Raw genomic sequence first — 26,973 nt, 5'->3', positions numbered from 1 at the left:
CTTACCGACTGTAAAGTTTTCCGACAGTAAATCGCCAGTCCAGGTTAACTCCCAGGCTGGCCAGCACGATCAAGGCGAAGCCGGCCACCTGCCAGCCGCTGATCAAATGTCCATAGACCACGTAGTCCCAGCAGACAGCGGCAGCGGGATAGATGAAGGTCAGCACGGCGATCGCCGCCGTTTCCATGCGCGGCGTCGCCCCGTAGATCATCACGTACGCCATGGCCGTCGGCACCAGCCCCAGGGTGCCAAGCCAGCCCCATTGCGCGAGCGTCAGGCCGCCGGACGGGATGGTGCTGAAGGCGCCCAGCAGCAGCGCCCCGGTCATGCAATGCACCAGCGCCGTCAGGTGCGGCGGCGTGCCGCGCATCGACTTGGTGGTCAGGGTCACGCCGGCATACGCCAGTGCGCCGGTCAGGGTGCTGGCGATACCCAGCAGGTAATTGGCGTCCATCGGTTCATCGAAGCGCACGCCGCAAGCCAGTGCCAGGCCGCCAAAGCCCAGCGCAACCCAGGCCAGCTTGTTGGCCGCCAGGCGCTCGCGCAGGACCAGGGCGCCAAGCAGCAGCACCATGAAGGGCTGCACGTGGAACACGATGGTGGCCACCGCGATGCCGATGCGGCGGATCGCTTCGAAAAAAGTGACCCAGTTCACCACCATCAGCACACCGCTGAAGGCCGCCAGCTTGAAGGCGCGCGGCGGCATGTTCTCCCGCTGGAGCATGCCTTTCCAGGCGCAGTACAGCGCGAGCGCCAGCGCGCCGATGGCGCAGCGGAAGAAGACTGTAGTGACTGGATCGAGCCCCGCCTCCTGGACGTAAACGCCCAGGGTGCTCAGCATGAGCATGGCGATGATGTAGGTGAGGACGGGATGGCGCATTGCCGTCATCATCGCAGAAAAAAAATGGGGACGTACCCCATTTATGGGGCCGTCCCCGTGTTTTCCGGCGATTGTGCCGGTTTACTGCACAGTGAGGATGACTTTGACGCTGTCGTCGACGGCGGACTTCTCGATATAGCCGATGGCCTGCACGTCGGCGGCGACTGCCTTCTTCACTTCGGCGCTGGACCCGTATTCCTTGGGCGCGGTGCCTTTGCCGGTGAACACCAGCTTCGACCACTGCGCCTTGACCTGGGCGCTGTCCTTGCCCAGCACCTTCTGGCTGAACTCATTGCGCAGCGGGCCCTCGGTGTGTTCGATCGGCGTGAACAGGGTCGATTTACCGAGGAAGAACTGGGCCGCCTGCTCGCTGAACATGCGCGAGGCCGGATTCTTCGGATTGACCACCACCACGATTTCGGCTGCCAGCAGGGGCAGGGCGGCACACATCATCGCTGCGGCAAGCAGCGGCTTGATTCGCTTGTCCATGGCTGCCTCCTCAGAACACGAAGTCGAGAGCTACCGCATACACATTCACTGACTCATTGAAGCCAGGCTTGGAATTGATGAATGCGCCGGGGCCGTCCTTGGGCTTGATGTGGTCGACCTGGACCTTCAGTGCCAGCGATTTGTAGAAGTCCCAGCGCACGCCGATCGCATCCGACGTTTGCAGTGCCGCCTTGGCCAGGCTGTTGACGCCCGCGCCGATCGGTGCCAGCGGCCCGGTGGTCGGTAAGCCCGCCACGCTGCGGTCCGACTTCTGCTTGATGCTGCCGTGGTAGTAATAGGGCAGGAACTTGCCGAAGCGGTAGCCCGCCATCGCGTACCACGAGTTGGTGTCGTGCACGATCAGCGTATCGGTGCGGCGCATGGCGTATTCGGCCTGCAGCACCACGTTCTTCCAATCCATGGTGCCGCCGAAGGAGGTGAAAGTGCCCTTCACGTCGTTCAGCGGCATCATGTTCGCCACCGAGCCCAGGCCCACGGTGCGCAGCGTCGTCACCAGTCCGGTCAGGGTGGGATTGTCAACCACGCTGAAGTCGGCCTGCGCGCGGCCGAAGCGCAGCGTGAACGGGCCATTTTCCGCCACCACGTGCAACAGCAGCATCTTGCGGAACTCGACGTCCTGCGCCGGCTGCTCGACGTCGGCGCGGCCGGTGCCCAGTTGTACGCTCAAGGAGGTGTCGCCGAAACTGTGCTGGTACAGCACGTCGACGCCGTCGAAGGAGTCCAGCGTGACCTGGCGATAGACTTCAGCCGGCGGGCGCAACATGGTGTTGGCATAGCCCACGTTGCGGAAGTCGGAGATCATGTAGATCGGCGCGCCCATGCGGCCGACGCGCACGCTGAATTCGTCGTTGACCTTGAACTTGGCAAAGGCCCATGCGGCTTGGGCGCGGTAATGGTCGATGGCGTCCTTGCGCACCAGGCCTTGGCCGGTGAGCGAGATCATGTCGTTGATCTTCATCGTGGCCTGGATGCCGAAGTTCGAATCGACCCCGGTGCGCCAATCCTTGCGCACGCCCGATGCCTGGTTGGGCCGGATGAATTCAGCGTCGTCGGTGTCGGTGGAGGTGAGGGCCGCGGTGCCAAAGCCGCTGATGGTGACGGAAGGTCCTCCTTCCTGGGCGCTCGCCTGGATGGCGAAGCTGGCTGCTGAAAGCGCGGCAAGCGCGCTGCAAATCCTTTTCATCGTCATGCTCTCTCCCGTTGTTATTGGTGGTGAACAAGCTGACTACGGGGCACAGTGTTACAGATTGTCGGCGTCAGCGCCAATTTTCGTGGTAGGCGCGCAACAACAAAAAAGCCCGCAGCTGCGGGCTTTCTTTGGATGTAGGTCGATTCTTACTTCGCCTTGCCCAGCTCCGAATGGTGGCGCGAGTAGCCGAAATACACCACCAGGCCCAGTGCCAGCCAGATGCCGAAAGCCAGCCAGGTAATGGCCGACAGGAAGGCCATCAGCGACAGGCAGAAGACAACGGCCAGGCCAGGAACCACCGGCACGCCAGGGCAGCGGAAGGCGCGGTGCAGGTCGGGACGCTTCTTGCGCATGATGATCACGGCGATCGACACCAGGCAGAAGGCAGCCAGGGTACCCATGTTGACCAGTTCGGCCAGCACGTTCAGCGGGACCAGGGCGGCGATGAAGCCGAAGATCAGGCCGACCATCCAGGTGGCGAAGAATGGGGTGTGATATTTAGGGTGTACCTGCGACAGCTTCTTCGGCAGCAGGCCGTCGCGCGACATGGCGAAGATGATGCGGGTCTGGCCGTAGGCCATCACCAGGATCACGGTGGTCATGCCGAGGATGGCGCCCAGCGATACCCAGCCGGCGAACCAGTTTTCACCGGCGTATTGCAGTGCCAGCGATACAGGGTGGTCGACGCCCAGGAATTGCTGGTAAGGGACGATGCCGGTCATGATGCCTGCCACGATCACGTACAGGATGGTGCAGACGGCCAGCGAGCCGATGATGCCGATCGGCAGGTCGCGCTCGGGACGTTTCACTTCTTCCGCAGCGGAAGTCACGGCGTCGAAGCCGATGAAGGCAAAGAACACCAGGGCGGCGGCGCTCATCACGCCGGAGGCGCCGAATGGCATGAACGGCTGCCAGTTGGCCGGCTGCACGTGGCCGGCGCCAACGCCGATGAACAGCAGCACCACGCCGATCTTGATGACCACCATGATGTTGTTGACGCGGGCCGATTCGCGCACGCCCCAGCCGAGCATGGCGGTCAGCAGGATCATGATCAGGAAGGCCGGCAGGTTGAACACGGTAGTGACGCCCGGCACGGCGCCAGGTGCGGCGGTCAGCGCGGCCGGCAAGTGAATGCCGATGCCGGCGATCAGCGATTGGAAGTAACCGGACCAGGCCACCGACACGGCGGAAGTGGCCAGGCCATATTCGAGCATCAGGTCCCACCCGATCATCCATGCCACCAGCTCGCCCAGGGTGGCGTAGCTATAGGTGTAGATGGAGCCGGCAACCGGAACGGTCGAGGCGAATTCGGCGTAGCACAGCGCGGCGAAACCGCAGGCCAGTGCAGCGACGACGAAGGAAATCGTCAGGGCCGGGCCGGCGGTCAATGCGCCGGTGCCGGTCAAGACGAAGATGCCGGTACCGACAATGGCGCCAATGCCCATCAGCACCAGGTCCATTGGACCCAGCACTTTCTGCAGGCCGCCCGGGGTACGGGTGGCTGCTAACATGTCGTCCAGGTTCTTAGTCCTAAAAATGCTCACGTGTCTCTCCAATATCTTCTCTTTTGGGATCGCCAAAAAAAGGCTGCCGCATATTAGCACACGGGTTTGCGGGAGGATGTTGTAGGATTGTAAATCTGAATTGTTTGTTGCCTTTAAAGTCCTTGCCCCACAGATGAAATATATGATACTCGCCGCGGCAACTGCCGCGACCACTTTCGCCGGCTCCGCCTTCGCCCAGCCAATGCCGCCGCAACCCGATACTCCAGCCTATAAAGCCTGCATGGCGGAGGAGGGCGAGCTGCGGCCCCAGCGCCAAGCCCTGACCCGCCGCTTCCGCGAACACGAGGCGGCACTGGAGCGCACCGCGGCCGAACTGGCGGCGCATGAAGCCGCGTCGGCCCGGGTGGTGCGCACCGACAGTGCCGCCGTCGCCGCCTACAATGCACGGCAGGATGAATTGAACGCCCGCGCGGCCAGCCTGAACACCGAAGGGAACAGCCTTGAGAAAGAGCTGCATGCCTTTAATGCTCGGGTCGCCGCCGGCAATATCCGCTGCGGGAATATCCTGGCGCCGTATAAAGTGCGCAGGAAGGAGAAATGATGCGCCGGATCGTCGCCCTTGCATTCGCCTTGGCCGCTGCCGCCGCCCAGGCCGCCCCCTTGCCGGCGCCGGCCCGCGCCGAAGTCGATGCGCTGCTGACCCGCCTGCAGTCGTCCGGCTGCCAGTTCAACCGCAATGGCAGCTGGTACAGCGGCGCCGACGCCAGGACCCACCTGCTGCGCAAGCTCGAATACCTGGAAAAGAAAGACATGGTCAAGAACGCCGAGCAGTTCATCGAGCTTGGCGCCAGCACCAGCAGTTCGAGCGGCAAAGCCTACCTGGTCAAATGCGGCACGGCGGCGCCGGTGGACAGCAAGGCCTGGCTAAGCACTGAACTGAAAGCCATTCGCGCGCATTGACAACCGGGCTGGCGGTATAGTGGGCCAGGAGGACAGCCAGCCATGCACCAAGAAACCGCCAGCATCGCCACCCCTGCCGGTGAAGTGGCCGGCACGCTCGACCTGCCGGCAGGCGCGAAAGGCATCGTGCTGTTTGCCCATGGCGGCGGCAGCAGCCGCTTCAGCCCCCGCAACAATTTCGTGGCCGGCGTCTTGCGCACGGCCGGCATCGGCACCTTGCTGATGGACTTGCTCACTCCGGCCGAGGACCAGGTCTACCGCACCCGTTTCAAGATCGGCTTGCTGACCGAACGCCTCGGCCTGGCTGCCGACTGGCTGGCCGCGGCGGCGGCAACGCGCGGCCTGCCGCTGGCCTTGTTCGGCGCCAGCACCGGCGCCGCTGCGGCATTGCAGCTGGCCGCGGAACGCAAAGCCGGCGTGGCGGCCGTGGTTTCGCGCGGCGGCCGGCCCGACCTGACCGGACAGGTGGCCTTGGCGCGGGTGACGGCGCCCACCCTGTTCATTGTCGGCGGCCGCGATGAAGGCGTGGTTGAACTCAATGAGTCCGCCTTCCATAATCTTCATTGCAAAAAACGCATCGACATTGTGCCCGGCGCGACCCATCTGTTTGAAGAGCCGGGTGCGCTGGAAGAAGTGGCCCGCCTGGCACGCGAGTGGTTCAGTCAGCACCTTTCATGATGAAAGGTGAGGAATGGTGAGAATGCGTGCATTTTCAACCCCATCCGCATCGCTATAATTTTCCCCATCTATAGGGAGAGTGTATGGCGCTGCATTTGAAGAAGGCATTGTTCAGGAATTCGGTATTCAACAGCGGCGTGTGTGCCGCGCTGGCTGCCATCCTCACACCATTGCTTGGGGCGCCCGTTGGCCTGTTTTGGCTGGCCGTGGTGGTCGGCGCTGTCGGTCTGCTGACTTTCCTGCGTACTGCCTACAAGATCCGCCAGGGCGTGCTGGCACCGATGCAGGAGCTTGCCTCCTACGTCCGCATCGACCGCGACAGCGCGACGGCGCGCAAGCAGGTCGACTGGAGCCTGATCGACGATTACGCGACCCAGCTCGCCACCCGCGGCTTCCGTCCGCTGGGCGACTACACGACCTATCCGAGCGCGCCGACCCTGGCCGGTGTCGCGGCCATGTTTGCCGACGCCGAAGGCAGCATGATCATCGAAATCCAGCAGTTGAAGCTGATGCCGCAGGCCGGCACGGCAGCGAACAACGAGGGGATCTACTTCAGCATCATGTCGATGGTGGGCGGCAGTATTCGTGTCGTGACCAGCAACCATAAGCCGTCGGCGGTCACTTACCTGATGCGCGGCGATCACGATGTGGCAACGTGCCGGCCGGGCAGCGGCCTGATGGAGCTGCTCGCGACGCACACCGATTTGCTGTTGCGCCTGCGCGAAAAGGTCGGCAAGGCACCTTCGACCGGGCTGACGGTGGAGCGTTATGTGCTGGCGATCCGCGAGGCCCAGGCCCATGCCCACAGTCGCGTCAGCGCCATGAGCGGCTTTGCGATCGCCTGTGCCGTCGACCGTTTCGATGCCGACCGTCTGCTGCGCTGGACCCCGCAGATTGCGGACCTCAAGGAGGTGCCGCAGCGCCGCCTGGAAGAACTCGACCACGGTTTCGGTTCGGACGTCCAGCCGCCGATCTTCCACGAATCACTGGCGACGCAATTCTGACGGCATGGCCTTGAGCTGGGCGCGTGCACCGGCCAGGAACAACAGGAACAATACTCCGGCAATCGCTTTCAAGGGCGGGGCCTCCGGACTGTCGAATACCGGATTGCCGAGCGGGACCCGGGTAAAGGTTTCGGTGATGCCGGGAATGAAGTGCAGGAAAAAGGTAAACGAGTAGCCGACGGTCTCGATCTTGCGGCCGGCGGCGCCGAACCATCCGGATGAGCCAGCGGCGTAGGCAAGGGCCAGGGTCAGCAGGGTGAGGACGGCAAGGCCATGGGGTTTGCCAAAGCCACCGTGGGCGAACAGCCCGAAGCCGGTCAGGCTGACCACCAGGGTGCTGGCCAGGTAGAGCAAGCCGGCCTTGCTGCGCGGGCTGATGCCGCCGTGCATGGCGTAGGCGGCGATGCCGGAACCAAGGGCCAGTACACCGAGCGCAGTGTGGAAAATGCCAAGTGGGGACATGATAGCTCCTCGAAAAGTAAGGTTGGACTGCAACGATGAATGGATGATAGGCGTCATCAATACGTGTGGCCAATTGCATGTTCCTAAGGCCGCGATAGCGATTCACTTGCATAGGAAGAAAGCCCATCATGAAGATCAGCAATCGACTGATGATTACCCTGGCAATTGCGTTTATCGGCCTGCTGTTTGTCGGCGCCCAGGGCTTGTGGCAACTGCGCGATGCCCAGCAGCGCATGGAACTGGTGCAGACCCGCCTGATTCCCAGTGTCTCAGCCATTAATGCCGCCAAGGCGGCGGTGAGCGACAGCCGCCTGGCCGGTTATCGCTTGTCGGTGTTCTCCAACCTGCCCGACAAGACTGCGCTGGACAAGGCCTACAACGATGCGCACGCCAACTTCGACAAGGTGCTGGCCGACTACGCGAAGAACAATGTCTTCGACGACACCGACCGCAAGATGCTGGAGCAGGACAAGGCGGCCATGGAGACTTATCGCCAGGCGCTGGTGCCGTTCATCACCGCTTCGCACGCGGGCGACATGGATGGCGTGCGCGCCACGCTGGTAGCCGGTTCGCCGCTGGCGCTGGGTGCCGGCGGCGTGAAGAAAAGCCTGGACGACCATGTGGCCTATAACCAGAAGCTGATAGAAAAGGTGAAGGCCGACAGCGATGCCGATTACGCGAAGGCCGTCACCATCCTGGTCGCGGTCACCGTCGCGGTGCTGTTGATCGTGGGGTTCATGGGCTACAAGATGTACCGCGTGATCACCGGTGGCCTGGACAAGATGCAGGGCACGATGGAAGACGTCAGTTCCTCGCTGGACCTGACGCACCAGGTCGAAGTGGAACGCATGGACGAAATCGGCCACGCCGGCGCGGCCTTCAACAAGCTGCTGGGTGAAATCGGCGGCGTTGTGGGCACGGCCCGGTCGGCGGCGGACGCGGTCAGCACCGCATCGCGCCAGATCGCGGCCGGCACCGGCGACCTGAATAACCGTACTTCGGCCCAGGCGGCTGCGCTGGAGGAAACCGCCTCCAGCATGGAGCAACTGACTTCCACTGTAAGCCAGAACTCGGACAATGCGCGCCAGGCCAACCAGCTGGCGCAGAATGCCTCGCAGATCGCCGTGCAGGGCGGCGAGGTGGTGAAGGAAGTGATCGACACCATGGCCTCGATCAATGCTTCCTCGCACAAGATCGTGGACATCATCAGCGTGATCGACGGCATTGCGTTCCAGACCAATATCCTGGCGCTGAACGCCGCCGTGGAAGCGGCCCGCGCCGGCGAGCAAGGGCGCGGCTTTGCGGTGGTGGCGACCGAGGTGCGCAACCTGGCGCAGCGCTCCTCCGCCGCGGCCAAGGAAATCAAGTCCCTGATCGACGACAGCGTGGAGAAGGTCGATTCCGGCACCAAGCTGGTGGTGCGCGCCGGCGATACCATGAGCGACGTGGTGGCGAGCGTGAAGCAAGTCTCGGACATCGTGGCCGAAATCAGCGCCGCGACCGCCGAGCAGAATGCCGGTATCGCCCAGGTGCACCAGTCGATTACCTCGATGGACCAGGTCACGCAGCAGAATGCCGCGCTGGTGGAGCAAACGGCGGCGGCGTCGCAGTCCTTGCAAGACCAGGCGGAAGTCCTGGCCCGTGCGGTGAGCGCCTTCCGCATCGGCGTTGCCCACCTGCAGTCGGCGCCGGTACTGCGCAATGCCAGCAGTCCCGCCGCATCCACCGCGGTTGCGGTGCGCGCGGTGAGCCCGACGCGGCAGCGCAAGGTGGCCGGTGCCACTGCAGGCGACGAGTGGGAGCGGTTCTGAGTTTGTTAATATTTTTAGAATACTTTTTCATCTGTTCGTCATAATTTGACGCTATCGTCTGGACTCTTTTCAACCAGGAGACACCAGATGAAACTGAGCACCATCGCTGCCAGCCTCGCGCTGGCAGCATCCGCAGTAAGCCTTCCGGCCCACGCATGGCAGCAAGAGACGCACCGTCGTATCGTGTTGGACGCAGTCAATTACATGAAGGCCAATCCTGGTAGCACCAACTACAACAAGCTGCTGGCCGGCGTAACGCGCGCGGGCTACACGATCGACCAGTTTGCGGCAACGCTGGGGCAGGGCGCGTATGACGTCGACGATTTCGCCGACACGTATATCTGCGGCGCCACCACCGGCAACTGCCAGATGGCACCCGTGTGGGGCGCCGGCGCCAGCATCGTCAAGTACACCACCTTCTGGCATTTCCAGAATCACACGGCAGGCCGCGACGTGCACGGCAACCCGTTCGGCGGCTACAACTACGCCAAGATGACCGTGGCCGGCGACATCGACAACCTGGCTGCGAGCTGGCTGTATGGCGATTACCTGGATGACGGCGCCGGCGGCCTGAAAGGCTGGTTCGGCGACGGCAGCAAATACAACGCCTACGGAATCACCGAAGCGCACTACCGCCTGGGAGGGTATTCCACGCCTTCCATGTATGCCGATTTCGAGGCCGCGCCGTTCCAGCCGATCGACAACCTGGGCCAGTACTGGTTCTCGCAATTCCTGGCGCAGCCGACCGCGCAGTCGCTGGGCTTCGTGCTGCACACCACGGACTTGCTGCAACCGCACCACAGCTGGACCACCTCCGCCCACGACCACTCGGGTTGGGAGCAATGGGTGTACGACTACTACGACAGCGAGCGCCTGAACGATTCCGCACTGGTGGCTGCCGCCATGGCTGATTTCACGCCCGTGCCGGCAAGCGTCAGCGACATCCGTCCCTTGCTGACGCAGGGAGGCACTTATTCGTATGCTAACGGCGGCATCGTGCTGTCCTCGAACGCGCATGGCGACCGTGTGGTGGTCGGCAAGAAGATGATTCCGCACTCGATCGCCATGGTGGTCCACGTGCTGAACCGCGCCGCCGAGCGCCTGGCCAACTGATGGCCGCCCGCCACTTCGTCCAGCGCGCCGCGCGGGCTGCCGCCGCCGCAATCGTCGCCGCGACGCTCACAGGCGCCAACGCGGTGGCGGGGCCCGCCACGCCGGATGCTGCGGCGGTTGCCGCCCGCATTGACGGCAAGCCGATCTACGTCTTCACCCTGGACACGCTGTGGCAGCAGCGGCGTGCCCGCAAACCCGCGCTCGAGCGCCGCGCCGCGCTGGACGATCTGGTCCAGGTGCGCCTGCTGGCTGCACATGCCGGCGCTCCCGCGCCAAAGGAAGGGGCCAGCCTCACGGTAGCTTTCGCCCCCGACGTGGTGGCCGAAGAGCGCCTGGTGGCAACCCTGCGCGAAGTGTACGGCAAGGACATCGACGCTGCCGTCAAGGCACTGCCCGGCGCTACGCTGGACAGCCTGGTCACCGCGCAGCAAGCAATGCCGCCGCAGCAACTGGAGGCCGTCTTTGGCCGCCCCGGTCAGCTGAAGCTGGAGATCGCCCTGTCCGATGCGCAGCTATCGCAAGCCGGCGCAGTCGAAGTCCTGCGTTACCAGCTTCCAGGCGGTGAACCTGCGAAGGTCACCCTGTTCAACGTCTACCACCGCCAGAACGTCCAGGGCCGCCTGGCGTTGTCGCAGCAGCCGGCCGCCGTCGCAGCCCAGCAAGCGCGCCGCATCGTGGCCAACGCCTTCGTGCAGCACTGGGCGCGCCAGCGTTTCGGCGCCGAAGCCGTGGCCGACCTGCGCAAGGCGCTCGCCGACGGCGAGGCCGTGGTGACGCTGCAGCAGCTGCACGGCGTCGGCCTCGACACCGACTCCGGCAGCCCGCTGCTGAACCGCCTGGCAGGCGACGCAAGCCCGCAAGAAATCGAAGCCTTCTACCACCGGAACAAGGACCAGTTCGCGCGCATCGACAAGATCCGCGCCCGCCACATCCGCGTAGCAAATGAAACGCAGGCCCAGCGCGTGCTGAAAGCCTTGCGGGGAGGCGCCGATTTCGCCGCCACGGCCCGTAAAATGTCGCGCGCCTCCGATGCGGCCAAAGGCGGAGACCTGGGCTGGATCAGCGCCGACGGCGACAGGGACTGGCTCGCCAGCCTGGCCTTCAGCCAGCAGCCCGGCAAGCCGTCCGCCCCGATCCGCGCCCCGGTCGGCCCGAACGAAACCGCCTACTGGGAAATCGTGCTGGTTGAAGAACAGGTGCACGGCGCCCACCCGCTGCGGTCGGAAACGGTGCGCTACCAGGCCAGCCGCATGATCGCGCTGAAGAAAGCCATGCAACAGCTAAGTGAAATGACTGACCAGGCGCGCCGCTCGGCGCAGATTGAAATCGCGGAGGTCCAATGAAACACTGGCAAGGTGTCGCGGTGATCGCCGTGATTGTCGCCGCGGTCGCCGGCCAGTGGTACGTCGCCGGCGTTCACGAAACAGCGCCCACCGACGAGGGCCGCGTCACCACGCTGCCCGTTCCAGCCGCGCCGGTCCCGTCGCTTGCCAGCGCTGGAGCGGCCCCCGCCGCGGCGACAAGTAGTGAAAGTGAAGGCGTGGGCGACGGCCTGCGCCGCGTCCCCATCCCACCGGTCGACACGCGCACACCCGCCTGGCTGCCGCTGGCGCAGGCACGAGAATCCGGCGACGCCCGCACCCCGCCGATCGAGCACGGCGCCCCGGCCGAACACCCCGACGCCAGCGTGCTGGCCGACCCGCAAGCCTACGCAGCCCACCAACTGGCGCAAAAACAGCGGCTCTTCGCCGCCTACGCGCAAGCCGCGGCCCCCGAACTGGCCCGCCTGCAAACCGACCTCGAGCAAGGCCGCGAAGCCGGCATCCCCCCCGAAGAACTGGCAAAAGTCGCAGAGAAAATCCGCCGCATCGAACAACAGCGCCAAGCCGCCGAAAGTGCAAAATGAAAGTCGGGGTCAGCTCTGGCAATCCGCCACATTTTTCGCATTGCGAAAAATGTGGCGGATTGCCAGAGCTGACCCCGACTTTTCTTTTTAAAGCAAGTTGGCTAACGGTTTGATGACTTCGTCATCCGTCCAGTAGGCGGTGTGGGAGAGGGGATTCCAGCTTTTTGTCATGAAGTCCAGGATGCCTTGGCCGGCGTTGACCACGCGGTCTTCGACCAGCGTTTCGTAGCCGCCTTCCAGCGGCTGCAGCGGCCAGCCGAGCGCGTCGTCGGGGTCGTACAGGTTGAACCATCGGAAGCCGGGATTGGGCTTGATGATCGGCTTGACGTCCATGCGCTGGTGGGCCGAGACGAACACCGGGATATTGCAGCCGGTGGTCACGAAGGCGCGCACCGTGCCGCAGTGCAGGAACTTGCGCTGCTCGGCGCTCAGGCTGTCGGCCATGCGGCCCGGTTTCCAGATGCCGGCTGCGACCAGCCCGCCGCCGGCGCGCTTCTGCGCGTCGTAGATAAAGCTGGACATGACCTGGCAGCCGAGCGAGTGCGCCAGCAGCACGATCGGCGTGTCCGGCCCGCGGGTGGCATGGATCGCCAGCAGGGCGCGTGCGATTTCCATCTGCGCTTGCTCGTAGACCGAGTTGTCGTATTCCTTGCGGTTTTCCAGTCCCGCGGCATCGGCGAAGCCGAACAGGATGAATTTGCGCAGCTGTTCGTAGCGCACCGTGGCGCGTTCGCGGGTACGGTTCCAGACGTCCAGCTCATTGGGCTTGAGCAGGTGCTGGTAATACACGCTGTGCACGTCGACATTGGCAAACGCTGCGCCCATGCGGTGCGACAGCGCGCGCCGCATGTCGTCGGCATAGTCGAGCGGCTGCTCGCCCATGCCGTGGATCGTCAGGAGTGCGACCTTGGGCATCAGGCCGCTGCCTTGTCAGGCACGCCGCGGAAGCGGTAGCCGATGAACAGTGCCAGCAGCCATACCGGAATCAGGTACACCGAAATACGCAGGCCTTCGGTCATGAACATGATCAGCAGGATGCCGGCCAGGAACGCCAGGCACAGGTAGTTGGTGAGCGGGTAGCCCCAGCTCTTGAAGCCGGTCTCGAGGCCGTCGGCTTTCTTCTGTGCGCGGAAGCGCAGGTGGATCCAGCTGATCATGCCCCAGTTGATCACCAGCGATGAGACCACAAGTCCCATCAGGAAGCCGAATACCTTGCCCGGCATGAAGTAGTTCAGCACCACGCAGATGCCGGTCGCAAGGGCCGATACGCCCAGCGCCGCCAGCGGCACGCCGCGCTTGTTTACGCCCAGCAGGGCTTTCGGCGCATTGCCTTGCTTGGCCAGGCCGTACAGCATGCGGCTGTTGGAGTACACGCCGCTGTTATACACGGACAGCGCTGCGGTCAGCACCACGATATTCAGAATGTTCGCCACCCAGTTGGCGTTCAAGGCGTGGAAGATCATCACGAACGGGCTGCCGCCGGTGACGACTTTCTGCCATGGGTACAGCGACAGCAGTACGCCCAGCGCGCCGACATAAAAGATCAGGATGCGGTAGATGGCCTGGTTGGTCGCCTTGGGGATAGTCTCGGACGGGTTGCTCGCTTCCGCGGCGGTGATGCCTACCAGTTCCAGGCCGCCGTAGGAGAACATGATGACGGCCATCGCCATCACCAGTCCCGACACGCCGTTCGGGAAGAAGCCGCCATGCTGCCAGAGGTTGGCCACGGCCGCTTCCGGGCCGGCATTACCGGAGACCAGCAGGTAGCCGCCGTACACGATCATGCCCACCACCGCTACCACCTTGATGATCGCGAACCAGAACTCCATCTCGCCGTAAGCGCGCACATTGGCCAGGCTGATGGTGTTGATGACCAGGAAAAAGACGAGGGCGCTGACCCAGGTCGGCATGCCGGGCCACCAGTATTGAACGTAAATGCCGACTGCCGTCAGTTCGGCCATGCTGACCAGTACGTACAGCACCCAGTAATTCCAACCCGACATGAAGCCCGCCATATGGCCGCAGTATTTGTCGGCAAAATAGCTGAAGGAGCCTGCCACCGGTTCGTCGACCACCATTTCGCCCAACTGGCGCATGATGAGGAAGGCAATGAAGCCGGCCACCGCGTAGCCAAGCAGCACGGAAGGCCCGGCCAGCTTGATGGTGTCCGCAATGCCCATGAAAAGGCCCGTGCCGATGGCGCCGCCCAGCGCAATCAGCTGGATATGGCGGCTCTTCAGGCCCCGTTTCAGTTCTGTCATGTATGGCGTCCTGGTGTCGAAATGGTCAAAGGCCCTGATTCTACATCGTCGCAAGGCAACAATGTCTTTTTCGCACTGCCGCATTTTGAGAGGACGCTCCTTGACCTAAATCAAATATTTAGTGCGCGGTCTTGGATATGCTGCAAAGATGCTCACACTTAAATTCCTGGGTGCGACCGGCACCGTCACCGGCTCCAAATACCTGTTGCGCAATGACGACGAACAGGTATTGGTCGATTGCGGCCTGTTCCAGGGCTATAAGCAGCTTCGCCTGCGTAACTGGGAGACCTTCCCTGTGCCGCCGGATGCGATCCGCAGCGTGATGCTGACCCATGCCCACCTCGATCACAGCGGCTTCCTGCCGGTGCTGGTCAGCGCCGGGTTCCGCGGCAAGGTGTACTGCACGGAGGCGACGCGCGACTTGTGCCATATCCTGCTGCCAGATAGCGGCCGGCTGCTGGAGGAGGAAGCGTTGTATGCGAACCGCCACAACTTCTCCAAGCATCAGCCGGCCTTGCCCTTGTATTCGGAAGCGGATGCGCTGCGCGCGCTGGAACACCTGGAAGTGCTACCGGTCGGTCACGAATTTTCGCCCGCACCGGGGATGACGGCGCGCTTCCAGCTTGCCGGGCATATCCTCGGCGCCGCTTCGGTTTCGGTGCGCTGCGCTGGCCGCACGGTGATGTTTTCCGGCGACGTGGGGCGGCCGAACGACCCGATCATGCGACCGCCGACCGTCCTCGGCAAATGCGATTACCTGGTAGTGGAGTCGACCTATGGCGACCGGCGCCACGACGCCTCCCACCCGAGCGGCAAGCTGGCGGACGTCATCAGCAAGACCGCGGCACGTGGCGGGGTAACGGTGATTCCTTCGTTTGCCGTGGGCCGGGCGCAGGAACTGCTGTATGAAATCTGCAAGCTCAAGGAGGCCGGTGCGATCCCCGCCGCCTTGCCGGTTTACCTGAATAGCCCGATGGCAGTGGATGCGACGCGGCTCTACATCAAGCACCAGGGCCAGCACCGCCTGGATGAGCGCAGCTGCCATGCCCTGGGCCATGTGGCCCACATCGTCAACAGCGTGGAGGAATCGATGGCGCTGAACCGGCGCCAGGCACCGATGGTGATCATTGCCGCCAGCGGCATGGCCACCGGTGGCCGCGTGCTGCATCACCTGAAGGCCTTTGCCGGCGATTCGCGCAATACCATCCTGTTCGCCGGCTTCCAGGCATCCGGGACACGCGGGGCGCGCATGCTGGCTGGGGAGTCCTCGGTCAAGATCCACGGCGAGTACTACCCGGTGCGGGCACGCGTGGAGTTGATCGGCAACCTGTCGGCCCATGCGGATGCGGACGAAATCATGGGCTGGCTGTCGCATTCCTCCGCCACGCCGCGGCAGGTGTTCGTCACGCATGGTGAACCGGCGGCGGCCGATGCGTTGCGGCTTCGCATCGCGGAACAGCTGCAATGGCCGTGCCGGGTGCCCGATTACCTGGAAGAGGTGGTGCTCGGGTAAGGGCCGCCGTGGCGGCCTATTGAAACCTACAGGCTTTCCTGCACGGTACGGCCGTTCAGTGGTTGCACCGGGCGGGCGTTATGCTTGTAGACGTGGGCAAAACGCTTCAATTGCGCGTCCGACATGTCGACCGGCGTTTTCAGGACGAACCAGTTGACCTCTTCGCTGCATGGTGGCGTGGTCAGCGAACCGGCGAAGTTGTAATAGCCCTGGGTCGCCGGCAGCAGCTTGCCGATATCGATGTTCACGCCGGCTATTTCCTGGGCTTCGCCTTTTTCCTTCGGCAGGGCGTCCCACAGGGTCTGCACCAGCGGGTTCTCGGCGCCTTTCTGGAACAGCACCGCTACCACGGCCAGCTTGCCTTCCGCGTTCTTGTGCACCAGGTGCGCGACCATCGGGTAGCTGCGGCCATTGATCTTTTCCTCACTTGGCTTGTGGAAGTGGAATTGCAGCAGGTCGTAGCGTTTGCCGTCGATGGTGACGCTGCTGCCCGCGGCGTAGTTCACCTGGATGGTGTGGCCGTTGTCGAGGATCTTCAGCGGCGACGGGCTGTAGGCGAATTCCAGTGCGGGCAGCTTGGCCTTGCTGGTCTTGCGGATGTCGATCGGCGACTGGTTGTGGCCCAGCTTGCAGGTGCTGAAGTCCTGTTCCAGCCTGGCCCAGTTCTGCGGGCCGGTGGCGCCTTCATAGCTCCAATGGGCCGGCTTGTTTTCGGCGAGAGCGGCCGCTGGCAACAGGGCAGCGCAGAGCAGGAAGGAAAGAGTGCGTTTCACTGAGTGGTCCTTTCAGGGTTGTTAGCCGCCAGTTCCAGGCGGCGCAGGAATTTTTCGGGTGGCTGGTAGCCGATTATTCGCGCTTGACGTACTTCATTGCCGCCGGCGTCGAACATGACGATGCCGGGCGGGCCAAAAAGGCTGAAGCGTTTCATCAGGGCGCGGTCTTCGTCGCTGTTGGCTGTGACATCGGCCTGCAGCAGATGCATGTCTTGCAGGGCGGCTTGCACGCGGGTGTCGGTGAAGGTAAGGCGTTCCATCTCCTTGCATGAGACGCACCAATCGGCGTAAAAGTCCAGCATGACGGGTTTCTTCGCACTGGCCAGCGCCTGGTCAAGGTCGGCGACATTGCGTACGCGGGTGAAGCGGGGTTTGGCATCATGTGCCTGGCCCTCGCCCGCGGCGGCAATAGTAGCACCGTTCCCAACGCCGCGCAGGTGGGCCAGCGGCTGCAGCACGTCGCGACCCGAACTCGCTGCGCCGACCATCTCGAACAGGCCGCCAAGCAGCATGATCAGGCCGAGCGCCTTCGTTGCGTAGGCGCCCGCGCCAGCTCCTTGCCGGACAGCTTCGCCCACGCGCAGGAAGACTGCGCACAGGATGGCGAAGGCGCCCCACAGTGCCATGCTGGCGGTCACCGGCAGTACCGGGTTGACCATCCAGATCGCCACGGCGATCAGCAGCAGGCCGAAGACTTTCTTCACATGATTCATCCAGGCCCCGGCGCGCGGCAGCAGGCTGCCGGCGGAAAGGCCGGTCAGCAGCAGGGGCACGCTCATGCCGCAAGCCATGGCGAACAGGGCGCCGGCGCCGACCAGGGCATTACCGGTCTGGCTGATGTACAGCAGCGCGCCGGCCAACGGGCCCGCCACGCAGGGGCCAACGATCAATGCCGAGACGGCCCCCATGGTGAATACCGCGGCCAGCCGGCCGCCGGACAAGTTGCCGCTGGCGTTGCTGAGGCGGCTCTGCAGGGCGCTTGGCAACTGCAGTTGGTAGACGTCGAACATCGACAGTGCCAGTGCGACCAGCAGCGCACCGAAGGTCATCAAGACCCAAGGTTTCTGCAGCGCTCCCGCCAGGCCTTCACCAGCCAGCCCCGCTGCGACGCCCAGCGAGGTATAGACCAGGGCCATGCCGAGGCTGTAGGCCGCCGCCAGCAGCAGCCCGCGCTTGCGTGTCACCTGCGCCTCGCCCACGATGATGGAGGAGAGGATCGGCACCATCGGCAGCACGCAAGGCGTAAACGAGAGCAGCAGCCCGAACGCCAGGAACGCCGCGCCGATCCGCCAGGCACTGCCGCTTTGCAGGGTGCGCTGCGCCAGGGAGTTGTCATCGTCGGCCGCCAACGCTTGCGCGGCGCTGGCGCCAAGCGCGCTGGTCACCTCAGCGGACGACGTCTCCGGCAGCGCTTCCAGCACTCCCTGGCGCGCCGGATCGATGCGATAGCGGCGCTCAACCGGCGGATAGCACAAGCCGGCATCCGCGCACCCCTGGTAGCCGACGGTCAACGTAGCGCCAGGATGCCCTTGCCAGGGCAACTGCAAGGCCAAAGCGTTCGCGTAAGTCTCCATCTCCTTGCCAAAATTCTCGTCATACTTGCGCTTGCCGGGTGGCAGCAGGACCGGCAATACGGCGCCGTCGCTGCGCAGGGTGATGCGATCGCGATACAGGTGGTACTCCGGCGCGATGGTCCAGTGCAGGGCAAGCTGCCCATCCGCGCGCAACTCCGTACGCAAGTCAAACGCGCGTTCCGGCGCCAGGAAATCATCCGCCAGGGCGGGGCCACCCAGCGTGGAAGCCAACAGAACCGCCGCCAGCCATTGAATCAGGAATTTCATTATTTACCTCCGAAAAATTCGCCCATCCTGGTCGATGGCCAGGAAGGACAAGCCGGACTGCTCCAGGAAATCCAGTCCATCGCGCTCCAGCAACATGGCCGTGGTGCTGCAACTGCCGGCAGCAATGGCCATTGGCGACACCACGCTCACCGAGCGCCAGTACGACACCGGCAGGCCACTGCGCGGATCGAGGATGTGGCAGTAGCGCCGCCCATCCGCCTCGAAATACCTTTCATAATCGCCGCTGGTGGCCAGCGCGCCCCGGCTGAAAGGCACGCTGGCAACCGTGGCCTGGGTATCGCGCGGATGCTGGATGCCGATGCTCCATTGCTCCCCATCCGGCCGGGGCCCCAGGAAACGCATATCGCCGCCCAGGTTCACATAACCGTGCCGCACGCCTTGCGCGGCGAGGATATCGGCCGCGCGGTCGACCGCATACTCCTTGCCAAATCCGCCGAAATCGAGCTCCATGCCAGCCTGGGAAAGCATCACGCCAACGCCGTCGCGCCGCACATGCTGCCAGCCGACCAGCAGCAAGCAGCGCTCCAGCGATTGCCGCGAAGGGACGCTACCCAGGCGGAAGTCCCACACCTTGCGCAGCACGCCCGAGGTGATGTCGAAACGGCCGCCGCTGCTGCGATACACGGCGTCGGCATAATCGAGCAACGCCAGGGTTTCTTCATCGCAGGCGACGGCCGACACGCCGGCGGACGCATTGATGCGGCTCACGATACTGTCGTCGCGATAGCGCGAGTACTTGGCTTCGATCCGGCGCACTTCTTCCAGCGCCGGTTCGGCCAGCGCCCGCGCCTCCGCCCCGGAGGCGGCCGCCAGCCGGATTTCGCAGCGGCTGGCCATCGCCTGGAAGTCGATCGTGAAAATCGGGTTCACCACTGCCGTGTCACTCCAATTTGCAGGCTGACTGCGCTCATTGGCGCCAGCCCCGGACTGCCGCTGCCGAACAGGCGCCACGCCCCGCGCTGTTCGTAGCGCTCAACCTTGAAGTCGACAGCCCAATCCCGGTCGAGCTGCTTGGCCAGCTTTACGCCCAGCGTCACCGCGCCAAAGCCGGACAAGCGCTGGTCGGCGGAACTGGCTTGCGCGCCGCCGAACACGTAGCCGGGCGGGAATGGCGCGCCCAGCTGGTTGTCATACACCGGATCGAAATAGAAATCGGCCGCGCGCTGGGTGTACAGCCGCACGGCAGGCGTGACAGTCCAGCCATCGCCCAGGCCCTGTACCCATTCGGCCCCCACCGTATGCGCGCTGATGCCGTAGCTGTCGCGGTAATAGCGGTAGCTCAGCCTGCTGGTTGCCCCCTGTGCGACGAAACGGTGGTTCCACTGCAGCAGGGCGGTGTCCTGTCGCCGCGTATCGGGCCGGTTGTCGGCCAGCTTGTACGGGTCGGAGTAATAGCCATGCCCTTGGGTGTGGGTCAGCGTGAATTGGCCGATGTCGACCGGCGTCAGTACGCGCGTCACGCCGGCCAGCACGCTCACGGTCTGCCGCCCCGCATCCTGCACGATATGGTTGACCGGATTGATGCTGTCATCCGAACCGCCAAGGCCGAAGTTCCAGCTGGTGTTCTTATCCTCGCTGGCAAGCGATGCCTGTAGCGACAGCGCGCGCGACACATAGTCATGCTCGGTCGAAAAGGCCGCCGACACGCTGACGGTGCCGCGCGGCAGGTAGCGTGTGACGGTGACATCGCCGGCCTTGCGCAAGTCGTTCATGCGCGAAGCGCCCGAGATGGTCGTATGGTAGCGCGGCGAAGCGCCCGAAACGTCATCCACGGTGGCGCTGGCTGCCAGCGACCATTCGCCGGCGATCGGCGCCAGCACCGACACCGCCGGGGCATGCACGCGTACCCGGTCCAGTCCCGGCTGGTCTTCCTTGTAATACAGGTATTTCACACCGATGCTGCCCCGTTCCGGCGGCGTCTCGGCATGCACGGTGCCGACCCCGGGCAGCAGCATGGCCGCCGCCAGCAAGGCCCGACCGACCGGCACGCCGTTCTGTTGTCTGTTATCCATGGTGATCCTTGTCAGTTGCAGCCGCATCCGCCGCCGCCCACGGCGCTGCCGCCGGAAGCGGCTTCCTTGCTGGCGTAAATATGTTCATTGAAGCGTGTCTCCAGGCTGTCGCCTTGCAGCAGCATGTCGGAGCGCGCCAGTTCGCCTTTCTCCCAAGGCTGCACAGGCTTCAGTGCGCAGCCGGACAGGCCGGCCAGCAGCGCGCAAATGACCATTGGGCGCGCCTTCATTGCCGTACTCCCAGCGCGGTCTTGATGCGCGCTTCCAGAACGGTGCGGTCGGCGGGACGGAAGCCGCTGTGCTCATACAGCACTTTCCCGTCGGGCCCGATCAGCACGCTGCTGGGCATGCCTTTCACGCCGTAGTTGCGCGGTGCGGTGCCGTTCGGGTCGAAGGCGATCACGAAGCTGGCAGGCGTCGCGTTCAGGAAGCTGCGTGCGTCGTCCGTCTTGGCGTCGACATTGATGCCGACCACCTGCAGGCCCTGGCCGCCGTAGCGGGCCTGCATCTCATTCATCCATGGGAAGGACTGGCGGCACGGACCGCACCAGGATGCCCAGAAATCGATATAAACCAGCTTGCCCTGGTAGTGCTCCAGCTTGACCGTTCCGCCCGGGCCATTCAGCACAAAGCCTGGCGCGGCCTGGCCCGGTTCCAGCGCCATGGCCTGGCCGGCCACCGCCAGTGCGGCGGCCGCTGCCAGCACGCGCGCCTGGCGGCGGCGCCACAGCAGCACGCCGGCAGCCAGTGCCGCCAGCACCGCCAGCATCGGGTCATTGCCGCCGCCGATCGACGAGCAACCGCCCCCGCCATGGTTTTGCGTCGAGCCGGCAGGCGTGGCGTTGTTCGAACCCTGGCCGTTCAGGGCGATCTGCCAGCTTGCGCCGCTTGCCTGCAGGGTCGCGGTGCCGCTTGCGCTGCCGGCCGCGGTCGGGGCAAAACGCACCGGCAGTTCGCAGGAAGCGCCGGCTTGCAACGTCAGGGGGAAGGCGCCGCAGGCATTGGCTTCGCCGCTCGCGACGGCAAATGGGCCGCTGAAACTGACGCTGTTCAGCACCAGCGCGGCGGAACCGGTGTTCGACAAGGCAAAGCGCTTGACCAGGCCGGCGCCGCCGGCGGCAGTGCTGCCGTAGTCGAAAGCTTGCGGTGCCAGGCCAAGTGTTGGCGCAGGCGCCGGGACCGCGCTGGCGTTGCCGTTCAACCGAACGGAGAACTGGGCGCCGCCATCGGTCACCAGCAGCATGTCGGCAATGCGCAGGCCGGCTGCCGTCGGCTTGAAGGTGGCGTCGATGACGCAGCTGGCGCCGGGGCTCAGCGTGGCGTCGGTGGTACAAGTGCCGGCCAGCGCGAAGTCGCCGGTATGGCTGCCTCCAAGTACCAGCGAAGCGATCTTCAAGGGTCCGGTGCCGCTGTTGGAAAGCGTATTGCGCTGTACGGACGATTGTTGCCCCACCTGGGTGTCGGCGAAGCCGATCGGCCCGCTGTTGCTCAACGCGGGGCGCGCCACTGGCGAAGTAGTGCCCGAGCCGGTGACCGCCACCGACAGGTCGGCGGCGTTGGAGCGCACCAGTAAAGTGCCCGCCACGTCGCCTGTCGCTGCCGGAGCGAACGCCAGGGGAACGGTGCAGCTTGCGCCTACAGCCAGGCTGCTGCCGCAGGTGCCGCCACTGGCGATCGAGATGGCGGGTGCGCCGCCGACGGCAATGCTGCTGAAGGCTAACGCAACGTTGCCGTTGTTATTCAGCGTGACTTGTTGCGCGAGCGGTGCCGCGCCGATGGTCCAGAGGCCAAAGGCGACGGCGCTCGGCGTGGCGCCGATGGCTGGCGCAGGGGTAGCGGCGCTTCCTGAAATGCCGACCGTAACGTTTGCATTGCTGGCGTTCGAGGCGAGGTTCAGGCTGGCCGCGAAGGCACCGGCCGAAACCGGCAAGGCCTGCAATATCACAGTGCAGTTGGCGCCGACTGCCAGCGGCGTGCCCGTCGCGCACGTGCCTCCCAACGTAAGGTAGCCGGCTTGGGCGCCGCTGACGCCTATCGAAGCGAAGGTCATGGCTGCCTGGCCGCTGTTGGTCAGCGTCAGCGTGCGCTGGGATGGCGCATTGACCAGGAGCGCGCCGAAATCAAGCGCGGTGGCCGAGAGCGACAGCGTCGCTTGTGCCACGGCATTGCCGGTGCCGGACAGGGCGACGTTGCTGGAACCGCCGGTCGCGTTATGGTTGATGGTCAGCGATCCGCTGCGGCCGCCGCTTGCGCTTGGCCGGAATACCAGCTGCACGGTGCAGTTGGCGCCGGCCGCCAGCGATATACCCGAGGCGCAGCTACCGCCTGTGACCCGGAAGTCGCCGCCATTGCTGCCGCCAAGGGCGATGCTGGATAGATTGAGTGCCGCCGAGCCGGTGTTGGACAGCGTGGTGGCCAGTGCGCCGCTATCCTGGCCCACGGTGGCGCCGCCAAATGACAGGGTGGCCGGCGCCACGGATGCCGCCGGAGCCGCAGTCACGCTCGGATTGCCGATGAAGGCTGCCAGGTCGGCGATTTCCGCCGCGCTGAATTTTCCGTTATACAGGGATCCCATGCCGCCCTTGTTGGCGGCGAATGCGGAGCTGATCACTGATGGATTGTTGGCTGCCGCCAGGATGTTGCTGACGTTATTCGTTGGCGATGCGCTGTGGCAGGCGGCGCAGTTGGTGCCGCCGGAAGTGGGACCATTCAGGTAAAGGCTTTTGCCGTTCAGGGCGTCGGCGGCCTGCGCGTATTGCGCAGCCTGCACCAGGCTCAATGCCAGCCAAGCCCAAAGTCGGTGATATGTCATCTGCTGCTCCCGTGGTTGGTGAGTTGTTCAAGCACACATCGACAGGGCCCAGGCATTGCATGCACTGTGCAGCAAGGCGCACAGCCGCCAGTCGCGCCAGCGCTGGTAAGCCAGGCCAAACGCCAGGCCCGGCCCGAATACCAGGGCCGACGCCAGCGGCCCGGAGCCCAGGTGCAGCGCGCTGAAAGCCGCCGCACTGGCCAGCACCGCTAGCGCCCCGCTGCATCGCGGCAGCAGCCAGGCATGCAGCCCGGCGCGCACCACCCATTCCTCCAGCAACGGCGCCAGTACCAGCAGGCGCAGCACGGCGGCCAGGTCGGGCGAGAGCAGGGTGGGGCCGCAGACGGCAGTATTAGCGAACACAGGTACTGAACATTCTGTCAATGTTGTTACGGTCAATACCGGCGCACGCAAAAATGGTTCAAAATCGGGTGGGGAAATATTTTTGAAAATTCTTTGAACCTTTGTGCTGCGGCTGTGTATTCACAGGCGTAAAGAGGAGACAGTGCATGCGTTTTGGCAGGAGGGCGGGAGTGACAGGGGACACGGATGAAGGTGAGCTGGTTCGACTGGTGGGCGGCGGCGATCGCCTGGCCTTCCAGGCGCTGTACCGCGCCTACTTCCCGCGCCTGGCCCGTTTCCTCGACCGCATGACGCGCAACGTGCCGCTCCTGGAAGAAATCGTCAACGACACCATGCTGGTGGTGTGGCAGAAAGCCGCCAGCTATGACGGCAGCAGCAAGGTCTCGACATGGATCTTCGGCATCGCCTACCGGCAGGCCCTGAAAGCCTTGCGTGGCTTCGACGAGCCGCTGGAAGAGGCGCCGGATGTCGCCGGCGAGGAATGGCATGAGCCGGAGCACGCGCTGGCTGCGCTCCAGTTGCAGCGCGGAGTCGGCCGCGCCCTGGACGCCTTGCCCCTGGAGCAGCGCGCCGTGGTCGCCCTGACCTATTACCACGGCATGGCCTACCAGGAGATCGCTGACACCATAGGCTGCCCGGTCAATACGGTGAAGACGCGCATGTTCCATGCACGCCTGCGCTTGAAGGACATGTTGTCCGATCATTTGGAAGAAGTGAGATGAATATGCAAGACCCGTCGAACGTTGCGGAGCACCAGGACATGCAGGCACTGCTGCCCTGGTATGCCGCCGGCTCGCTGGCCGACAACGAGGCAGAACGCGTGCAGCGGCATTTGCGCGACTGCCCCGAGTGCCGCGCCGAGCTGGCCTGGCAGCGCCGCCTGATCGAAACGGCAGCCCCGTTGCCGGCCGCACTGGACCAGGAACGCGCGCTGGCGCGCCTGATGTCGCGGCTCGACGAGGCGCCGGTCTCCGCGGCCAAACCATCCCGCTTGGCTGCGGCCTTGCTGGACTGGTTGCGCGGTCCTGGCGACTGGAAGGGCTGGGCCATTGCGGCACAGGCGCTGGTGATCGTCGTGCTGGCCGCCAATTTGTTGCCGGCTGATGCGCCGCCCGAATACAAAGCGCTCGGCAGTGCGCCCACCCCGCTGGCTGTCACGCCCGATGTGCTGGTGGTGTTCAAGCCGGATGCCAGCGTGCAAGATGTGCAGCGCCTTCTGAAAGCATCCGGCGCGCGCCTGGTGGGCGGACCGACTGCCACCGGTGCCTGGCTGCTGGATGTCGAAGCGGCGCAGCGCCCGGTGGTGTTGGCGGCGCTGCGTGCCGATGCCGCAGTTGAACTGGCCGAGGCATTGGCAGCGGAGGACAGGCAGTGATCCGCTGGGCCGCAATGATGCTGTGCTTGCTGTTCGCCTTGGCCGGTCCGGCGTGCGCGCAAGCGGCGCCGCCCGCCGCCCCTTCCCACGACATCCTGCTCATGCTGCACCTGCCTGCGCCGCACTTCCGGGCCGACGGCTACAGCGGCGCCAGCTATCGCGACGATGCCGGCCGCCAGGCGCGCCAGCGCATCGCTGCCGCGCTGGCGCGCGAGCATGGCTTGCAGATGATGGAAGACTGGCCGATGCCGGCACTCAACGTGGACTGCTACCGCATGCGCCCGGCCGCCGGCCAGGACCCGGCCGCGGTGCTGGCCGCGCTCAATCGCGACAACCGCGTCGCGTGGGCGCAGGCGATCCAGGAGTTCAGCGCACAAGGCGGCACCGGCGCCCCAGGCGCCTCAGGCACGCCAGGCACGTCAGGCACGTCAGGCGATCCGCTGTACCGCGTGCAGCCGGCTGCGGCGCCTTGGCAACTGGAGCAGCTGCGCAAGTCCGCCACCGGCCGCAAGGTGCTGGTGGCCGTGGTCGACAGCGGTGTCGAAACCACGCATCCGGACCTGGCGGGGCAGGTCACGGTGCAGGAAAATTTCGTTGACGGCCAATCCTATGTGGCCGAAGCACATGGCACGGCGGTAGCCGGCGTCATCGCAGCGCGGGCCGATAACGGCATCGGCATCGCCGGTATCGCGCCGGAAGCGCGCCTGATGGCCTTGCGCGCTTGCTGGCAAGCGGACAGCGGCACGCGCTGCAACAGCTTCACCCTGGCCAAGGCCATCAACTACGCCTTGCTGCACAACGCCCAGGTCATCAATCTCAGCCTGTCCGGCCCGCCGGACCGCCTGCTGCAGCAACTTGTCGGCGTGGCGCAGGCGCGCGGCATTCGCGTCGTGGGGGCAATCGACCCGGCCCGCAGCGATGGCGGCTTTCCGGCCAACAGTCCCGGTGTATTTGCCGTCGCCGCCGACGATGCCCCGCGCCATGGCGGCCAGTGCCTGCTGGCACCGGGACGCGACGTGCCGACCACCATGCCTGGCGCCCGCTGGGGCATGGTTTCGGGCTCGTCCTATGCGGCCGCGCATGTCAGCGGCATGCTAGCCCTGATCGGCGAACTCAAGCCGCAGCTAAGCGGAGAGCGCCTGCATGAAGGCATCGTACGCAGCAGCGGCCCCGCACCGTTGACGGGGATAGATCTTTGCGCCACCATCATGCGCATTACCGGTAAATGTTCCTGCGCATGCCCCAACCCTTCCTCCGACAAGCTGGCACGCTCGCCCTGACCGGGTTGGCCTGCATCCTTGCAGCGAGTGCCCAGGCGCAGGTGAGCGGCAGTGCCGGCGTCGTATCGGACTATATGTATCGCGGCATCTCCCTCAGCTCCGGCAAGCCGGCGGCGCGGCTGTCGATCGATGTCGATGGCGCCCAAGGCTGGTTCGCGGGCGGCCAGGTAGTCAGCGGCCAATTGGCGCCGCAATCGCACCGGAATGCACAGTGGCTGGGGTACGCTGGTTATGCCGAACGCCTGCAATCGGGCTGGTCCTGGGAAGCGGGCCTGTCCGCGTATGCCTTCCATGCTGCGCCGGACTGGAATTTCCGTGAAGTGTTTGTCGGCATGGCCTTTGAAAACTACTCTGCGCGCCTGCATTATTCGCCCGACTATCTGGGCTTTCGCGAACGCACGCTGTATGCCGAATTGAATGGCGGGGCGGCACTGGCGGCCGGTTGGCGCTACTTCTGGCGTGGCGGCTACCTCGCCGCACCCGGTAATGCGGACAGCAGCCGCGCCGAAGGCCGCGTCGGCATCGGCACAGGCTTCGAAGGCTGGCAAATGCAGCTTTCCCTGGATGCGGTGCGCCGGCGCGGGCGGGTTGCCGGCACCGGCACCGGCTACGGCAGCAGCGCCAGTGAAACGTCCAGCAAGGTGCACAGCAAACTGGTTCTGGGCCTGGCGCGCAGCTTCTGATTGATCCAGGTCATTCCGGGC

At 64.7% G+C, this 26,973-nt stretch carries 27 protein-coding genes; 13 read left to right on the top strand and 14 right to left on the bottom strand.

Annotated elements, in window-relative coordinates; all coding sequences use genetic code 11:
• Window position 1 precedes the first annotated feature (1 nt).
• The 4 genes from BM269_RS08570 to BM269_RS08555 all read right to left on the bottom strand — a co-directional run bounded on the left by BM269_RS08570 (window position 2) and on the right by BM269_RS08555 (window position 4,123).
• Entirely contained in the window at window positions 2-880 is an 879-nt protein-coding gene (locus BM269_RS08570) for a DMT family transporter (RefSeq protein WP_229204556.1), read from the bottom strand.
• Between the two features lie 81 nt (window positions 881-961).
• Window positions 962-1,369: a type 2 periplasmic-binding domain-containing protein gene (locus tag BM269_RS08565; protein ID WP_229204555.1), complete on the bottom strand. Its 408-nt coding sequence runs from the start codon at window positions 1,367-1,369 to the stop codon at window positions 962-964.
• Between the two features lie 10 nt (window positions 1,370-1,379).
• Complete coding sequence (locus tag BM269_RS08560) at window positions 1,380-2,579, bottom strand: porin (protein ID WP_090436584.1); 1,200 nt, start codon at window positions 2,577-2,579, stop codon at window positions 1,380-1,382.
• Between the two features lie 146 nt (window positions 2,580-2,725).
• The gene (locus BM269_RS08555; protein ID WP_090436583.1) at window positions 2,726-4,123 is read right to left on the bottom strand and encodes a branched-chain amino acid transporter BcaP; all 1,398 of its coding nucleotides are present in this window, start codon (window positions 4,121-4,123) and stop codon (window positions 2,726-2,728) included.
• A 142-nt stretch (window positions 4,124-4,265) separates the two neighbouring features.
• Between BM269_RS08555 and BM269_RS08550 the strand changes: the two genes are divergently transcribed.
• The 4 genes from BM269_RS08550 (at window position 4,266) to BM269_RS08535 (ending at window position 6,726) form a co-directional block, all read left to right on the top strand.
• Entirely contained in the window at window positions 4,266-4,685 is a 420-nt protein-coding gene (locus BM269_RS08550) for a hypothetical protein (RefSeq protein ID WP_090436582.1), read from the top strand.
• On the top strand, window positions 4,682-5,044 hold the full coding sequence (locus BM269_RS08545) for a YfeK family protein (protein ID WP_090436581.1): 363 nt from the start codon (window positions 4,682-4,684) through the stop codon (window positions 5,042-5,044). Before BM269_RS08550 ends, BM269_RS08545 begins: the two co-directional genes overlap by 4 nt.
• 42 nt (window positions 5,045-5,086) lie before the next feature.
• Complete coding sequence (locus tag BM269_RS08540; protein ID WP_090436580.1) at window positions 5,087-5,722, top strand: dienelactone hydrolase family protein; 636 nt, start codon at window positions 5,087-5,089, stop codon at window positions 5,720-5,722.
• Window positions 5,723-5,805: 83 nt separating this feature from the next.
• Window positions 5,806-6,726 (top strand): hypothetical protein, encoded by a 921-nt coding sequence (locus tag BM269_RS08535; RefSeq protein ID WP_090436579.1) that lies wholly within the window; start codon window positions 5,806-5,808, stop codon window positions 6,724-6,726.
• Here BM269_RS08535 and BM269_RS08530 read toward each other — a convergent pair.
• Window positions 6,706-7,188, bottom strand: coding sequence for a hypothetical protein (locus BM269_RS08530; RefSeq protein WP_090436578.1), 483 nt, complete (start codon window positions 7,186-7,188; stop codon window positions 6,706-6,708). The genes BM269_RS08535 and BM269_RS08530 overlap by 21 nt on opposite strands.
• A gap of 128 nt (window positions 7,189-7,316) precedes the next feature.
• Between BM269_RS08530 and BM269_RS08525 the strand changes: the two genes are divergently transcribed.
• The 4 genes from BM269_RS08525 to BM269_RS08510 all read left to right on the top strand — a co-directional run bounded on the left by BM269_RS08525 (window position 7,317) and on the right by BM269_RS08510 (window position 12,018).
• On the top strand, window positions 7,317-8,999 hold the full coding sequence (locus BM269_RS08525; RefSeq protein ID WP_090436577.1) for a methyl-accepting chemotaxis protein: 1,683 nt from the start codon (window positions 7,317-7,319) through the stop codon (window positions 8,997-8,999).
• Between the two features lie 87 nt (window positions 9,000-9,086).
• Complete coding sequence (locus tag BM269_RS08520; RefSeq protein ID WP_090436576.1) at window positions 9,087-10,112, top strand: phospholipase; 1,026 nt, start codon at window positions 9,087-9,089, stop codon at window positions 10,110-10,112.
• Window positions 10,112-11,455 (top strand): peptidylprolyl isomerase, encoded by a 1,344-nt coding sequence (locus tag BM269_RS08515; protein ID WP_090436575.1) that lies wholly within the window; start codon window positions 10,112-10,114, stop codon window positions 11,453-11,455. Before BM269_RS08520 ends, BM269_RS08515 begins: the two co-directional genes overlap by 1 nt.
• Complete coding sequence (locus BM269_RS08510) at window positions 11,452-12,018, top strand: hypothetical protein (RefSeq protein WP_090436574.1); 567 nt, start codon at window positions 11,452-11,454, stop codon at window positions 12,016-12,018. Before BM269_RS08515 ends, BM269_RS08510 begins: the two co-directional genes overlap by 4 nt.
• An 87-nt stretch (window positions 12,019-12,105) precedes the next feature.
• Here the strand turns inward: BM269_RS08510 and BM269_RS08505 are convergent, their stop codons facing one another.
• Window positions 12,106-12,933, bottom strand: a complete 828-nt coding sequence (locus BM269_RS08505; protein ID WP_090436573.1) for a hypothetical protein — start codon at window positions 12,931-12,933, stop codon at window positions 12,106-12,108.
• Window positions 12,933-14,279, bottom strand: coding sequence for an amino acid permease (locus BM269_RS08500; protein ID WP_090436572.1), 1,347 nt, complete (start codon window positions 14,277-14,279; stop codon window positions 12,933-12,935). The genes BM269_RS08505 and BM269_RS08500 overlap by 1 nt, the downstream gene beginning before the upstream one ends.
• 148 nt (window positions 14,280-14,427) lie before the next feature.
• On the opposite strand from BM269_RS08500, the gene BM269_RS08495 reads away from it, so the two are divergent.
• Complete coding sequence (locus tag BM269_RS08495; protein WP_090436571.1) at window positions 14,428-15,792, top strand: MBL fold metallo-hydrolase RNA specificity domain-containing protein; 1,365 nt, start codon at window positions 14,428-14,430, stop codon at window positions 15,790-15,792.
• Between the two features lie 26 nt (window positions 15,793-15,818).
• Here the strand turns inward: BM269_RS08495 and BM269_RS08490 are convergent, their stop codons facing one another.
• The 7 genes from BM269_RS08490 to mrtJ are packed head-to-tail and all read right to left on the bottom strand — an operon-like array spanning window position 15,819 to window position 23,614.
• Window positions 15,819-16,565, bottom strand: a complete 747-nt coding sequence (locus BM269_RS08490; protein ID WP_229204554.1) for a carbonic anhydrase — start codon at window positions 16,563-16,565, stop codon at window positions 15,819-15,821.
• Window positions 16,562-18,406: a protein-disulfide reductase DsbD gene (gene dsbD, locus BM269_RS08485; RefSeq protein ID WP_090436570.1), complete on the bottom strand. Its 1,845-nt coding sequence runs from the start codon at window positions 18,404-18,406 to the stop codon at window positions 16,562-16,564. The genes BM269_RS08490 and dsbD overlap by 4 nt, the downstream gene beginning before the upstream one ends.
• Before the next feature lie 3 nt (window positions 18,407-18,409).
• Window positions 18,410-19,300, bottom strand: a complete 891-nt coding sequence (locus BM269_RS08480; protein ID WP_229204553.1) for an FAD:protein FMN transferase — start codon at window positions 19,298-19,300, stop codon at window positions 18,410-18,412.
• A complete protein-coding gene (locus tag BM269_RS08475) occupies window positions 19,294-20,439 on the bottom strand; it encodes a DUF3570 domain-containing protein (protein ID WP_090436633.1) in 1,146 nt (381 codons plus the stop codon). The genes BM269_RS08480 and BM269_RS08475 overlap by 7 nt, the downstream gene beginning before the upstream one ends.
• 11 nt (window positions 20,440-20,450) lie before the next feature.
• Complete coding sequence (locus BM269_RS08470) at window positions 20,451-20,669, bottom strand: DUF4266 domain-containing protein (RefSeq protein ID WP_090436569.1); 219 nt, start codon at window positions 20,667-20,669, stop codon at window positions 20,451-20,453.
• Complete coding sequence (locus BM269_RS08465; protein WP_090436568.1) at window positions 20,666-23,251, bottom strand: choice-of-anchor D domain-containing protein; 2,586 nt, start codon at window positions 23,249-23,251, stop codon at window positions 20,666-20,668. Before BM269_RS08465 ends, BM269_RS08470 begins: the two co-directional genes overlap by 4 nt.
• Before the next feature lie 27 nt (window positions 23,252-23,278).
• On the bottom strand, window positions 23,279-23,614 hold the full coding sequence (gene mrtJ, locus BM269_RS08460; protein WP_229204552.1) for a JDVT-CTERM system glutamic-type intramembrane protease MrtJ: 336 nt from the start codon (window positions 23,612-23,614) through the stop codon (window positions 23,279-23,281).
• A 170-nt stretch (window positions 23,615-23,784) separates the two neighbouring features.
• Between mrtJ and BM269_RS08455 the strand changes: the two genes are divergently transcribed.
• From BM269_RS08455 to BM269_RS08440, 4 genes are read left to right on the top strand one after another with little or no spacing between them, the layout of a single operon-like run.
• On the top strand, window positions 23,785-24,336 hold the full coding sequence (locus BM269_RS08455; protein ID WP_229204551.1) for an RNA polymerase sigma factor: 552 nt from the start codon (window positions 23,785-23,787) through the stop codon (window positions 24,334-24,336).
• Entirely contained in the window at window positions 24,333-24,989 is a 657-nt protein-coding gene (locus BM269_RS08450; RefSeq protein WP_090436566.1) for a zf-HC2 domain-containing protein, read from the top strand. The genes BM269_RS08455 and BM269_RS08450 overlap by 4 nt, the downstream gene beginning before the upstream one ends.
• Window positions 24,986-26,269, top strand: a complete 1,284-nt coding sequence (locus tag BM269_RS08445) for a S8 family peptidase (protein ID WP_229204550.1) — start codon at window positions 24,986-24,988, stop codon at window positions 26,267-26,269. Before BM269_RS08450 ends, BM269_RS08445 begins: the two co-directional genes overlap by 4 nt.
• A complete protein-coding gene (locus tag BM269_RS08440) occupies window positions 26,227-26,952 on the top strand; it encodes a TorF family putative porin (RefSeq protein ID WP_170860319.1) in 726 nt (241 codons plus the stop codon). The genes BM269_RS08445 and BM269_RS08440 overlap by 43 nt, the downstream gene beginning before the upstream one ends.
• Window positions 26,953-26,973 lie beyond the last annotated feature (21 nt).

The organism is Duganella sp. CF458 (assembly GCF_900113115.1).
Classification (GTDB): Bacteria; Pseudomonadota; Gammaproteobacteria; order Burkholderiales; family Burkholderiaceae_D; genus Rugamonas.
This window is presented reverse-complemented; position numbering and strand designations above follow the sequence as displayed.

What these genes read in the sequence shown, in the direction of transcription:
- BM269_RS08500 (WP_090436572.1), bottom strand. Translation starts at nt 14,279, where the DNA reads ATGACAGAACTGAAACGGGGCCTGAAGAGCCGCCATATCCAGCTGATT.
- BM269_RS08440 (WP_170860319.1), top strand. Translation starts at nt 26,227, where the DNA reads ATGCCCCAACCCTTCCTCCGACAAGCTGGCACGCTCGCCCTGACCGGG.
- BM269_RS08495 (WP_090436571.1), top strand. Translation starts at nt 14,428, where the DNA reads ATGCTCACACTTAAATTCCTGGGTGCGACCGGCACCGTCACCGGCTCC.
- BM269_RS08550 (WP_090436582.1), top strand. Translation starts at nt 4,266, where the DNA reads ATGATACTCGCCGCGGCAACTGCCGCGACCACTTTCGCCGGCTCCGCC.
- BM269_RS08475 (WP_090436633.1), bottom strand. Translation starts at nt 20,439, where the DNA reads ATGGATAACAGACAACAGAACGGCGTGCCGGTCGGTCGGGCCTTGCTG.
- BM269_RS08515 (WP_090436575.1), top strand. Translation starts at nt 10,112, where the DNA reads ATGGCCGCCCGCCACTTCGTCCAGCGCGCCGCGCGGGCTGCCGCCGCC.
- BM269_RS08560 (WP_090436584.1), bottom strand. Translation starts at nt 2,579, where the DNA reads ATGACGATGAAAAGGATTTGCAGCGCGCTTGCCGCGCTTTCAGCAGCC.
- BM269_RS08525 (WP_090436577.1), top strand. Translation starts at nt 7,317, where the DNA reads ATGAAGATCAGCAATCGACTGATGATTACCCTGGCAATTGCGTTTATC.
- dsbD (WP_090436570.1), bottom strand. Translation starts at nt 18,406, where the DNA reads ATGAAATTCCTGATTCAATGGCTGGCGGCGGTTCTGTTGGCTTCCACG.
- BM269_RS08505 (WP_090436573.1), bottom strand. Translation starts at nt 12,933, where the DNA reads ATGCCCAAGGTCGCACTCCTGACGATCCACGGCATGGGCGAGCAGCCG.
- BM269_RS08540 (WP_090436580.1), top strand. Translation starts at nt 5,087, where the DNA reads ATGCACCAAGAAACCGCCAGCATCGCCACCCCTGCCGGTGAAGTGGCC.
- BM269_RS08545 (WP_090436581.1), top strand. Translation starts at nt 4,682, where the DNA reads ATGATGCGCCGGATCGTCGCCCTTGCATTCGCCTTGGCCGCTGCCGCC.
- BM269_RS08535 (WP_090436579.1), top strand. Translation starts at nt 5,806, where the DNA reads ATGGCGCTGCATTTGAAGAAGGCATTGTTCAGGAATTCGGTATTCAAC.
- BM269_RS08470 (WP_090436569.1), bottom strand. Translation starts at nt 20,669, where the DNA reads ATGAAGGCGCGCCCAATGGTCATTTGCGCGCTGCTGGCCGGCCTGTCC.
- BM269_RS08450 (WP_090436566.1), top strand. Translation starts at nt 24,333, where the DNA reads ATGAATATGCAAGACCCGTCGAACGTTGCGGAGCACCAGGACATGCAG.
- BM269_RS08520 (WP_090436576.1), top strand. Translation starts at nt 9,087, where the DNA reads ATGAAACTGAGCACCATCGCTGCCAGCCTCGCGCTGGCAGCATCCGCA.
- BM269_RS08530 (WP_090436578.1), bottom strand. Translation starts at nt 7,188, where the DNA reads ATGTCCCCACTTGGCATTTTCCACACTGCGCTCGGTGTACTGGCCCTT.
- BM269_RS08570 (WP_229204556.1), bottom strand. Translation starts at nt 880, where the DNA reads ATGCGCCATCCCGTCCTCACCTACATCATCGCCATGCTCATGCTGAGC.
- BM269_RS08510 (WP_090436574.1), top strand. Translation starts at nt 11,452, where the DNA reads ATGAAACACTGGCAAGGTGTCGCGGTGATCGCCGTGATTGTCGCCGCG.
- BM269_RS08565 (WP_229204555.1), bottom strand. Translation starts at nt 1,369, where the DNA reads ATGGACAAGCGAATCAAGCCGCTGCTTGCCGCAGCGATGATGTGTGCC.
- BM269_RS08465 (WP_090436568.1), bottom strand. Translation starts at nt 23,251, where the DNA reads ATGACATATCACCGACTTTGGGCTTGGCTGGCATTGAGCCTGGTGCAG.